The 12,560-nt window shown below is 41.3% G+C and carries 8 protein-coding genes; all 8 read left to right on the top strand.

Translation table 11 applies throughout. From position 1 onward, the window contains the following. Positions 1-112 precede the first annotated feature (112 nt). A complete protein-coding gene (locus B5F18_RS10455) occupies positions 113-2,923 on the top strand; it encodes a DUF6273 domain-containing protein (protein WP_087157606.1) in 2,811 nt (936 codons plus the stop codon). Positions 2,924-3,070: 147 nt separating this feature from the next. Next, on the top strand, positions 3,071-3,640 hold the full coding sequence (locus tag B5F18_RS10450; RefSeq protein ID WP_087157605.1) for an HD domain-containing protein: 570 nt from the start codon (positions 3,071-3,073) through the stop codon (positions 3,638-3,640). 2 nt (positions 3,641-3,642) lie between these two features. Beyond that, the gene (locus B5F18_RS10445; protein WP_242955850.1) at positions 3,643-4,548 is read left to right on the top strand and encodes an AEC family transporter; all 906 of its coding nucleotides are present in this window, start codon (positions 3,643-3,645) and stop codon (positions 4,546-4,548) included. A gap of 162 nt (positions 4,549-4,710) precedes the next feature. Beyond that, the gene (rpsL, locus tag B5F18_RS10440) at positions 4,711-5,133 is read left to right on the top strand and encodes a 30S ribosomal protein S12 (protein ID WP_087157604.1); all 423 of its coding nucleotides are present in this window, start codon (positions 4,711-4,713) and stop codon (positions 5,131-5,133) included. Positions 5,134-5,356: 223 nt separating this feature from the next. Then, complete coding sequence (rpsG, locus tag B5F18_RS10435) at positions 5,357-5,827, top strand: 30S ribosomal protein S7 (protein ID WP_204217107.1); 471 nt, start codon at positions 5,357-5,359, stop codon at positions 5,825-5,827. Positions 5,828-5,919: 92 nt separating this feature from the next. Beyond that, positions 5,920-8,037 carry an elongation factor G gene (fusA, locus tag B5F18_RS10430; protein ID WP_087157602.1) on the top strand — a complete coding sequence of 706 codons (2,118 nt, stop codon included), beginning with the start codon at positions 5,920-5,922 and terminating at the stop codon, positions 8,035-8,037. Positions 8,038-8,207: 170 nt separating this feature from the next. Then, the gene (tuf, locus tag B5F18_RS10425) at positions 8,208-9,401 is read left to right on the top strand and encodes an elongation factor Tu (protein ID WP_087157601.1); all 1,194 of its coding nucleotides are present in this window, start codon (positions 8,208-8,210) and stop codon (positions 9,399-9,401) included. 459 nt (positions 9,402-9,860) lie between these two features. Further along, positions 9,861-12,554 carry a hypothetical protein gene (locus B5F18_RS10420; protein ID WP_087157600.1) on the top strand — a complete coding sequence of 898 codons (2,694 nt, stop codon included), beginning with the start codon at positions 9,861-9,863 and terminating at the stop codon, positions 12,552-12,554. Positions 12,555-12,560: the final 6 nt, after the last annotated feature.

Genomic DNA, 12,560 nt, shown 5'->3' with positions numbered 1-12,560 from the left:
GAAGAAGCCTCTTCTGAAAGGATGTTTAGAATTATCCTTCTGTCTAATCAAAAAAGAATAAGTCTGTAAGCTGTTTTATGCTTACAAACTTATTATACGAGGAGGAAAAAGAATGAAAAAGAAAATGTGGAATCGATTTGTCGTTGGAACCATTTCGGCTGGAATGCTGTTTTACGGAATGTCTGCTGGAATGATGGGAACAGTATCCGCTATGCAGGCGCAGGACACAAAGTTAAGCGGTAAGATTACATACAGCCGGATCGATATGGATGAAGAGCCCCAGGAAGGTGCGGCGGAAGTGGAATTTGCAGAAGCAGAGTCGGAAGAGGTTGCAAAGACCGGAGAATATAGACTTGTGAAAAACGGTTCCCAAGGCCATGGCAATACGCATATTTATTTTTCTCAAAAGGGCTCTGCTGAATATGAATTTACGGGAGATGCAATTTCCGTATATACAAAGAGCGGAAGCGGAGCGGGGATTGCCAATATTTATCTGGACGATGTCTTGGTGGCTACGGATGATCAGTACAGTGCTGCCGAGCAATTCAACAGACGGGTATATACAAAAGTATTTGAAGAAACAGGGACGCATAAGATCCGCATAGAAACAAGCGGAGAGAAAAATGTGGCGGCATCGGGAATAACACTCAATGTGGACTGTTTTAAAGTGTTCCGGTTAAACTCCAGAAATACGGAGATCAATTCTTTGAAATACAGCATCAATGGTGGAGAGCCAGTCGATGTCCCGGATTTTTCCGCTGATACGGATTCTTATGTGGTAAAATTACCGGCAGCAACAACAGGAGACATTCTTTTGAGCGCAGAAACAGTATGTGCAACTACGACCGCAAAAGCAGTTCCTGTGCAGATTGTAGATGGAACTGCCAGGGCAGAGCTGAAGGTTACGGCGCAGGAGGGCAATACAAAAACATATACGGTTGTCTTTGAAGTGGAGACTCCGGTAAAAAATATGAACCTGTCAAAAGATTTTCTGGCGCCAAAAGATGGGACATGGGATCATGTCAATGACCATAAGATATATTTTGGAGAATTCGATAATGAAGGAACCATGATGCCTGTTTTGTATCGTGTGCTTAGGAAAGGCGATGGAATGGGGCAGACAGTTGAGACGGGAGATACGCTCTTTCTTGACTGCCAGGATGTTTTAAAGGAAATGCCGTTTGATGCGGATGATAAACCCAATGAAGGTCAGGAAACCGGGAAACAGTGTGAATTTGGAGGCAGCGACCCGGATATTTGGCTGAATGGAGAATTCTATGAGGAGAGCTTTTCAGAAATAGAGAAATCTGCTATAGCGAGCACAAATCTTGAGGCATCTGATGGAAAGTATGGATTAAATGATATGGACGCAGTCTGGTTTTTGGATTTTGCAGCCCCGGAAAGAAAAGTATTTATGCTCAGCGCTATGGAAGCAAATCTGCTCTATCCTCATGATCCGGACAGAGACAAGTTAAGTGCGGAACGGGCAAAAAAGAGTGTGTTTGAAGTGGAGTATGGTGACAGATATTGGCTGCGGTCATCGGATTGGTACGAGCCGGATTTTGTCGGATGGGTTGCCTGGAACGGAAGTATTGGAACGGAACTTGTCTGGAATACAAGGGAACAGGGAGTAAGCCCGTCTTTGAACCTGGATTTGTCCAATGTCCTGATGGTTTCCTCTGTTGAAATAGATAAAACAAAGGAGATTTCACCGGTTGCTTTGGATCCTGATACAAGGGAGTGGAAACTGACCTTGCTGGACGCTGGGAAAACAGTAAAAATTGCAGATGGAAAAGACGTTACCGTCAATGGGAATACCGTAGTCATTCCATACACATACACAGACAACAATACCGATGTGCCGATCAATCAGATATCGATTATGATTACAGATAAAGATTATCGGAAAGATAATGCACAAATTCTCTATTATGGAAAGCTGGACACAGAACTTGCCGAAAATGGTACCGGGACATTTACTTTACCAGAAGACCTGCAGGCAGGAGCAAAAATATATATGATGGCAGAATGTGCAGGGGCGGAAAGAGAGAGCGATTATGTTTCTAAACCAGTGGAAATCACATGGACGCAATCGGGTGAAACCGTTTCCACTGCAGTGCTGGAATATGCGCTTGAACTTGCAGATAAGGCGGACACAGAAGGTGTGATCACATCTGTGGCAGAAAGATTTGAGGACTTGAAAGCCCAGGCGCAGGAGATCCTGAAAAGAGCGGAGTCAGGAGATGAGACTCTGACACAGGAAATGGTAGACCGGACATGGGAAGACCTGATAAACGTGATGCAGTATCTTTCCTTTAAACAGGGGGAGAAAGAAGATCTTGCCAAAGTCATTGAGATGGCAAATACCCTTGATTTGAGCAAGTATCTGGAGGCAGGACAGGATGCATTCAATGTATCCCTGACAGCTGCCAAGGCCGTTTATGCAGATGGGGACGCAATGCAGGAGGAAGTGGACAATGCATGGAGAGCGCTTTTGAAGGCGATGAGTGATTTGAGACTAAAACCAAGCAAGGATGTACTTAAGGCATTGATCGTTTCTGCCCAGACGATCAATCTTGCCAATGTTACAGGGGAAGATGCGCGAATGTTCCGCTCAGCCCTTGCAGATGCAAAGAGTGTGTATGCAAATGAGGAGGCCACAAAGGCAGAAGTTGGGATGGCAATTGAGAACCTGCAGGCGGCAATCGATAAAGTGATCGCAAATGCAGGAAAACAAACAGACAAAACAGATGCGGCAGATAAAACTGTAAATGTACAGGCAGAGGACAGTAAAACAGTTACAAAAGCGTCGGCAGAAAAATCTTCAAAGACAGGAGATGCCGCAAATGCAGCAGTGGCAGCGGCCGTATCACTAACAGCAGGAGTCGCTGTTGTCGCAGCGTTTCGCAAGAAAAAGGTGTGATTCCAGGTAAATGGATTGCACAACATCTTAGTTGGATGAGAAAAAGAGTCGTCTGATTTTTGGGCGGCTCTCTTTTTTGCTTTACAAGAATAAAGGCGTGTACTACAATAAAAAATATATGGAAATATATACAGGGAGGGTTTGACAATGGCAATCACAAGACAACAGGCACACGAAATATTGTTGAAATACATGCAGGGTGAAAATTACATCCAGCATTCCTATGCAGTCGAGGCCATCATGAAAGGTCTTGCAAAAAAATTAGCGCCGGATCAGGTGGAATATTGGGGAATCTGCGGACTCCTTCATGATCTGGATGAAGAACAGTGTGACTGGCAGCACGATATGAGCGTGCATGGACCGACATCTGTGGAGATTCTGAAAAAAGAAGGAATCGAAGACCCGGTTCTTTTTGATGCGATCAAGGCTCACAATCCAAAGTGCGGGATGAAGGCAAAGACAACACTGCAGTATGCGCTTTTGGCAGCTGATCCGATGAGTGGCTTTGTAAAAGCTGTTGCCCAGATTTATCCGGATAAAAAACTGGCCAGTGTGAAGACAAAATCTATCTTGAAACGTTTTAATGAACTTCGCTTTGCGGCCGGGGCGAACAGGGATTATATGGAATCCATCGAATTTACCGGCATTTCACTGGAAGAGTTTGCGCAGATCGCAAAAGATTCCATGCTGGAGATTGCGGACGAGCTGGGATTGTAAACATGTTTGAGAATATGGTAAATATGCAGCTTATGATGTTTTCATTTGTTGCAGTGGGTTATCTGATCCGCAGAAAGGGAATTGTCAGTACAAGGGGGCGCCAGGACATGGTGGATCTTTGCATTTATGTGACTCTTCCCTTTAATATTTTCTGTGCATTTCAGATGGAATTTGAGTGGAATATGCTCCTGGCGTGGGGAGAGATCCTTCTTTTGTCTGTGGGCTATAATGTCATCTCCGTACTGCTTGGCAAAACTCTATATAAAAAAGAGAAAACAAAGAGACGCCCAACCCTTGAGTATGGAACGATCGTGTCAAATGGAGGATTTCTTGGCAATCCCGTTGTGGAAGGAATCTATGGCTCCTCAGGGCTTTTGTATGCGTCCGTGTTTATGCTGCCGGTGCGGATTGTTATGTGGTCTATCGGGACTGCATGTTTTATGGGCAGCAAAAAAGAAAATTTATTGAAAAAAGTTTTGACCCATCCATGTATTGTGGCCATTTATTTGGGAATGCTGTATATGATTTCCGGTTTGGAACTGCCGCGTTTTCTCGACAGCACATTTAACGGCATCAGCGGGTGCAATATGCCGCTTAGTATGATGCTTGTGGGGATGATGCTGGCGGAAATGAATCCAAAGGGACTCATTGACAAGCAGATGATCTTTTATACAAGCATGCGCCTTGTCTGGATCCCGGCGATCGTATTTGTCATCACTGCATTTCTTCCGGTTGCCCCGTTGATGAGAGGTGTGACGGTCATCATCGCAGGGATGCCGGCACCGGTCACAACAGCGCTTTTATCTTCAAAATATGACGGGGATGAGGATTACGCCACAGCCATGATTTTTGTCACAACAATCCTTTCCCTTGTGACACTGCCGCTCTGGAGCCTTTTGCTGGGATAGAAGATACTGGTAAAAAGCACGTAAAATTCAAGGATTTGCCCTTGACATGGCGGGTTTTTCATAATACAATAATCAAGCGTGCATGGAAAGATATGTTTTTTTCGCATGCGCATAAATAACAGAGTATCAACTCAGCAACCAAAAATTCAGGAGGTGAAAAGCATGCCAACATTTAACCAGTTAGTAAGAAAAGGACGTCAGACATCTGTAAAAAAATCTACAGCACCAGCTCTTCAGAAAGGATACAACTCCCTGAAAAAGAGAACAACTGATGTTTCTGCACCGCAGAAAAGAGGTGTTTGTACAGCAGTTAAGACTGCAACTCCTAAAAAACCTAACTCAGCTCTTAGAAAAATCGCCAGAGTTCGTCTTTCTAACGGAATCGAAGTGACAAGCTACATTCCAGGTGAAGGACACAACCTTCAGGAACACAGCGTTGTTCTGATCCGTGGAGGTCGTGTTAAGGACTTACCAGGTACAAGATACCATATCGTACGTGGTACACTTGATACAGCAGGTGTTGCAAAGAGAAGACAGGCTCGTTCTAAATACGGTGCTAAGAGACCAAAAGACGCTAAGAAATAATACGGCGGATTTTGATTGGTAAAGTAACTGATTGTTAAATCGTATCACAAACAGAACTATGATTCCTGTTGGTTGCGGGTTTTATATCGATAAATACCGCCATGGCGGTTGGATAAAGTCCCGCACGAACACATGCTTGGAAAAGTAGAAAGACACATGTGAGTACCGATGATCTAATTAAGACCGGAAAATCCGGTGAATAAGAATTAAGGAGGGAAGGACCGTGCCACGTAAAGGACATACTCAAAAAAGAGACGTATTAGCGGACCCATTGTACAACAATAAAGTGGTTACAAAGCTTATCAATAACATCATGTTAGACGGTAAGAAAGGCGTAGCTCAGAAAATTGTATACGGAGCATTTGCAAGAGTAGAGGCGAAGACTGAAAAACCAGCTCTCGAAGTATTTGAAGAAGCAATGAACAATATCATGCCGGTTCTGGAAGTTAAAGCAAGACGTATCGGTGGAGCTACCTACCAGGTACCGATTGAAGTTAGAGCTGACAGAAGACAGGCTTTAGGACTTCGCTGGCTTACATTCTTCTCACGCAAAAGAGGCGAGAAGACAATGGAAGAAAGACTGGCAAATGAGATCATGGATGCTGCTAACAATACAGGTGCATCTGTAAAGAGAAAAGAAGATATGCACAAAATGGCAGAGGCAAACAAAGCATTTGCTCATTACAGATTCTAATAAAATTTATAAGTTCAATATTACAAAAAGCAGTTCCGTGCGCGGAGCTGCTTAGAGTAATTGACCTGATTTATTTATAGGAGGAAAAAACCTTGGCTGGAAGAGAATATCCATTAGAGAGAACCAGAAACATTGGTATCATGGCTCATATCGATGCAGGTAAGACTACTCTTACAGAGCGTATCTTATATTATACCGGTGTTAACTATAAAATCGGTGATACTCATGAAGGTACTGCAACCATGGACTGGATGGAGCAGGAGCAGGAAAGAGGTATCACGATCACTTCAGCCGCTACAACATGTCACTGGACTTTGGAAGAAAAGACAAAGCCAAAGAAAGATGCTCTGGAACACCGTATCAATATCATTGATACTCCGGGACACGTTGACTTTACTGTAGAGGTTGAGCGTTCCCTGCGTGTACTTGACGGTGCCGTAGGTGTGTTCTGTGCTAAAGGTGGTGTAGAACCTCAGTCAGAAAACGTATGGCGTCAGGCTGACACATACAACGTACCAAGAATGGCATTTATCAACAAAATGGATATCTTGGGTGCTGACTTCTACAATGCCGTAGAACAGATCAAGACAAGATTAGGTAAAAATGCCATCTGTCTTCAGCTTCCAATCGGAAAAGAAGATGAATTCAAGGGAATCATCGACCTGATGGAGATGCAGGCTTACATCTACAATGATGATAAGGGCGATGATATTACAGTGTGCGATATCCCGGATGATATGAAGGATGACGCAGAGCTGTACCGTACAGAATTGGTAGAAAAAATCTGTGAACTGGACGACGATCTGATGATGATGTACCTGGAAGGGGAAGAACCATCTATCGACGAACTGAAAGCAGTTCTTAGAAAAGCAACATGCGAATGTACAGCTGTTCCTGTATGCTGTGGTTCTGCATACAGAAACAAAGGTGTTCAGAAACTTCTGGATGCTATTCTTGAGTACATGCCGGCTCCAACAGATATCCCGGCTATCAAAGGTGTGGATATGGATGGAAATGAGATTGAGAGACATTCTTCTGACGAAGAGCCATTCTCTGCTCTGGCATTCAAGATCATGACAGACCCATTCGTAGGAAAACTTGCTTACTTCAGAGTGTACTCAGGAACAATGAACTCCGGTTCTTATGTCCTGAATGCAACAAAAGGCAAAAAAGAGCGTGTTGGACGTATCCTTCAGATGCACGCAAACAAGAGACAGGAACTTGACAAAGTATATTCAGGTGATATCGCAGCTGCGATCGGATTCAAATTCACAACAACAGGTGATACAATCTGTGACGAGCAGCATCCGGTAATCCTTGAATCCATGGAATTCCCTGAGCCGGTTATCGAGCTTGCTATTGAGCCGAAGACAAAGGCATCCCAGGGTAAACTTGGTGAATCTTTGGCAAAACTTGCGGAAGAGGATCCGACATTCCGTGCGCATACAGACCATGAAACAGGTCAGACAATCATCGCTGGTATGGGTGAGCTCCACCTTGAGATCATCGTTGACCGTCTCCTTCGTGAATTCAAGGTAGAGGCTAACGTAGGTGCTCCTCAGGTTGCTTACAAAGAAGCGATCACAAAACCGGTTGAGGTTGACAGCAAGTACGCAAAACAGTCCGGTGGACGTGGACAGTACGGACACTGTAAAGTTAAATTCGAGCCAATGGATGTCAATGGCGAGGAAACTTACAAATTTGAATCCACTGTTGTCGGTGGCGCGATTCCGAAGGAATACATCCCGGCAGTAGGCGAAGGTATCGAAGAGGCAATGAAATCCGGTATCCTCGGAGGATTCCCGGTTGTCGGCGTACACGCAAATGTATACGATGGTTCTTACCATGAAGTCGACTCTTCTGAAATGGCATTCCACATTGCAGGTTCTCTTGCATTCAAGGATGCGATGAAGAAAGGCGAGCCGGTACTTCTTGAGCCTATCATGAAGGTAGAGGTAACGATGCCGGAAGAATACATGGGAGATGTTATCGGTGACATCAACTCCCGCCGTGGACGTATCGAAGGTATGGATGACCTTGGCGGCGGAAAGATCGTACGCGGATATGTACCGTTGTCCGAAATGTTCGGATACTCCACAGACCTTCGTTCCAGGACACAGGGACGTGGTAACTACTCTATGTTCTTTGAGAAATACGAGCCGGTTCCGAAGTCTGTTCAGGAGAAAGTTTTATCAAACAAAAATGCTTAATAAATCACAGGTGAGAGTGTGGAAAACACTTTCATCTGTTTGGTAATAAATTTATGAAAAAGGCTTGAAAAATCAAGGGATTTGCAATATAATCAAAGTCAGCCGAGTAAATTTAGAAAACCAGTAATCAGTGCCATGAGGCATAAGATATTTAAGGAGGATTATTCAAAATGGCAAAAGCTAAATTTGAAAGAAACAAACCACATTGTAATATTGGTACCATCGGCCACGTTGACCATGGTAAAACAACTTTGACAGCAGCTATCACAAAAACTCTTCATGAGAGATTGGGAACAGGTGAAGCTGTAGCTTTCGAAAACATCGATAAAGCTCCGGAAGAAAGAGAACGTGGTATCACAATTTCTACAGCTCACGTTGAGTACGAGACAGAGAAACGTCACTACGCTCACGTTGACTGCCCAGGTCATGCTGACTACGTTAAGAACATGATCACAGGTGCAGCTCAGATGGACGGTGCTATCCTTGTAGTAGCTGCAACAGATGGTGTTATGGCTCAGACAAAAGAGCACATCCTTCTTTCCCGTCAGGTAGGTGTTCCTTACATCGTAGTATTCATGAACAAATGTGACATGGTAGACGATGAAGAACTTCTTGAATTAGTAGAGATGGAAATCCGTGAACTCCTGAACGAGTATGAGTTCCCGGGAGATGACACTCCGATCATCCGCGGATCTGCTCTGAAAGCTTTGGAAGATCCAAGCAGCGAGTGGGGAGACAAAATCCTTGAACTTATGAGCGCTGTTGACGAATGGGTACCAGACCCACAGCGTGATACAGATAAACCATTCCTTATGCCAGTAGAGGACGTATTCTCTATCACAGGACGTGGTACAGTTGCTACAGGTAGAGTAGAGCGTGGTGTTCTTCATGTATCTGACGAAGTTGAGATCGTTGGTGTTAAAGAAGAAATCCGTAAAGTAGTCGTAACAGGTGTTGAGATGTTCCGTAAACTTCTTGACGAAGCTCAGGCTGGTGACAACATCGGTGCATTGCTCCGTGGTGTTGCTCGTGATGAGATTGTTCGTGGACAGGTTCTGTGTAAACCAGGCAGCGTTAAATGCCACAAAAAATTCACAGCTCAGGTTTACGTATTGAAAAAAGATGAAGGTGGCCGTCATACACCATTCTTCAACAACTACCGTCCACAGTTCTACTTCAGAACAACAGACGTAACAGGTGTTTGCGAACTTCCAGAAGGAACAGAAATGTGCATGCCTGGAGATAACATCGAAATGACAATCGAACTGATCCATCCAGTAGCTATGGAGCAGGGATTGACATTCGCTATCCGTGAAGGTGGACGTACTGTAGGATCAGGACGTGTTGCATCTATCATCGAGTAATTGAAGATTGTATTATAACTGTAAATATATGCCCGAGAAACTTAGGTTTCTCGGGCTTTTTGTCGATTTGGAAAATCATTTCAAGATGTGGCTGTGATATGTTATCCTCAACTATAGTTGGGAAAAGGTAATCGTCCTGGTGAATTACCGCAGGGAAGGGAGATGTAGGACGCAGAGGAAAAGGGACAGAAAAAAACAGAGATATGTAAAGGAATCTGCAAGGAACTCTCTCGTAGAATTCTACAGTATGAAATATCCTTGCAATCCGGGAGTAGTCTTTTTCATGTCAACTGACAATTCGTTTGCTCTATCAACGGTTTTGGTTGTAATGGTAATTACTAATAAAGGATAGTATAATAGAATCAAGGTTAAGAAAATGGTGTTTGTAAAAAGAAAAGGAAGGAATGTAAGATAGTATGAAGTACAAATGAGGAATGTAATAGCAGCGGGAGGTGCGGAATGAGAAGAATAATTAGTTTATTATTAAGCATTTGTTTAATATTAGGTGCATGTCCAACAAAAGTAATGGCAAGTAATTTGTCAGACTCAAAAGATGTGAGTAAGTATATTGATGAGTTTGAATATATGTATGGAGTGATAGGTGGAACTTCTACAGATGAAGTGGGAAATCATGAAAAATGGATTTTAGGAGAAGGAATACAATATGGAAATTATCAAGGTAGTAGTAGTGTAGATGATATTTATATAGATTCATCAAAATACAGTATTTTTAATATTTTTGTTGGACAAACAAATAATAAGGCGAAAAATGAATTGCTGAAAGAAGGTTGGAAACTTCAAGAAGAGAATACAGAATGGCAAGAATATAAAAAAGGGAATTTAAATATAATATTTCATGTAAAAAATAGCTGTATTTCTGATATATCTTTTTGGAGAAATAGTAAAGAAGAACCAGAAAAGATGTATAATGAGGGATGGAAAAAGGCATATATTGATTATATTAATGAAAATGCTAAGATATACGATGAGTTGTATGATTCTTATCGTGGGGAATATAAATTAGTAAATGTTAATGGAGATGAAATTCCAGAATTATATATTGATTTTGGAATTATAGCGTATGGATCTGTACTTTGTAGTTATTATGACAATTCTGTAATTGAGCAAAGAATGTATGCTTCAGGTTTTTCATATATAGAAGGAGAAAACTTGTTCATAGACTCTGGAGGACATATGGATGTTTATCATGATAAAATATATTGTATAGAAAACGAAAAGTTTGTATTGCTTGCTGAAGGTGAATTTGGTGCGCCAGACAATAGTAATATCCAATTTGATTCTGAGGGAATGCCAATATATAACTATTATTGGAATGGAAAACAAGTTGCCTCTGAGTCAGAGTATCAGAAGTTGCTTGACGATGTATATGATAAGAAAAAATCAATTAATCCATATGACGGAGCGGAATTTGATAATGAATCAGGACATTATGTTGGAAATGGACTATGTGATTATTACGGGATTATAGAAGCTATAGAAAATTACGAAGGAGCGAAAATAAAAGCATATACAGCTTATCCAGATTCGACAATTGGCGTAGAACAGGAAGTAAAAATTCTTTTTCAATTGTCTGTAAATGGTAATCATACACCAATAGAGGAATATGCGTTAGGTATTAGTAATCCATCAATAATTGAAATGACTGATACTCAAAAGTCAGAAGGATCTCAAATATTAACAGTTAAAGGATTAAAGAAGGGAACAGCAGAATTGACTTTTACAGAAAAGTCGAGTGGAGCTAAAATTACAATACCTATTACAGTAGAAAATAAATGTAATTATTTTAGATGCTCAACTTTTCCAATACCGTATGAGTCCAGTGGAAGTATCTATGTGGCAGATTATAAATGTACAACAGACAATGATGGTATGCATGATATAACCTTCAATGCTTATAACACTTCTTATGCATATGGTGTGGTTGAGGTTTACGATGAAGAGGATACACTTATAAAACTAGTACCGTTGGATCCGAGGTCCGATAGTTCGGGAATAGAAAAAGTAATAAATGGATTTAAGTATGTGTGGTTGGATATTAAGGATATATTTGATGGCGATACTCCATTTTATACAAAAGAGAGTAATGCAAAACACACACCTGTAACACTTGAAGATATTCCGGAAAATGCGGAAATTATTATTACCTCAGATGGTAATGAATCAAATTTTTCTACATTATATATGGGGGTTGATACATTTGTTCGGACAGTGTGTGCAGCTTCAACAATTGACTTAAAAATTGATGCGCAGGCGGCTACTGTTAAAGAGTTAATGAGTGCATTGGTAAACTCCCTAATCAAATCTATTTCTGATGAAGAAACAGAAAAAACGATAGTACAAGAGTTAATCAAGGAAACTTCCGAAAATATTTCAACAGCGATAGCTTTTTCGGTTTCAGCAGATTCAATATTTGATGTTTATGAAACTGTGTCTAATTTATTTCAAAATTTAGATATCAATGCAGCAGATATAATACTTAATGTACTGAAAGGAATGGGATATAATGTTGCAGATACAGCATTCACAACAGTTGTTCCTCAGTATAAGATTGTAAATTTTGTTGATCAGATATTAGCAACAGCATGGCCGCTGACTGATTATCAGTACAATATTGATAGAGGAAAAATGGAAATACATACTACGAAACATGGAATGCAGAATTTCGTGGCTAATAGTTCAGTCACTGTTACACAACAAAGTGATTTTAATAATGATACAGTTTTAGATGCGTATATAGTCAAAAGAGATGAGGAATTAGAGAAACTTCCAGATTCAATCAATGAAAAAATGACAAATTATAATGTTTATAATATTACGCTTAGAGAAAAAGGTGTAGAAATTCAACCAGATGGAGAAATTGAAGTTAGGATGCCTGTTCCTGATAGTGTTGACAGAAGGAAATGTAGTGTTTACAGAATTGAAGAGAATGATGAATTAACAAAATTAGATTCCACATTAGATAATGGTTTTTTGATTTTTAAAACATCACATTTAAGTTACTATGTTATCGGTCAAGGCAATTCAAAATCTATGTTGAATATCGTCTGGATAGTTCTGGGAGTGATAGGTGTACTTGGTGGTGTCGGTGTGACTTGCATATTTTTAAAACGTAAAAAATCTGATTGCGATTAAAAAAAG

The sequence above is a fragment of the Lachnoclostridium sp. An181 genome (assembly GCF_002160325.1).
Taxonomy (GTDB): domain Bacteria; phylum Bacillota; class Clostridia; order Lachnospirales; family Lachnospiraceae; genus An181.
This window is presented reverse-complemented; position numbering and strand designations above follow the sequence as displayed.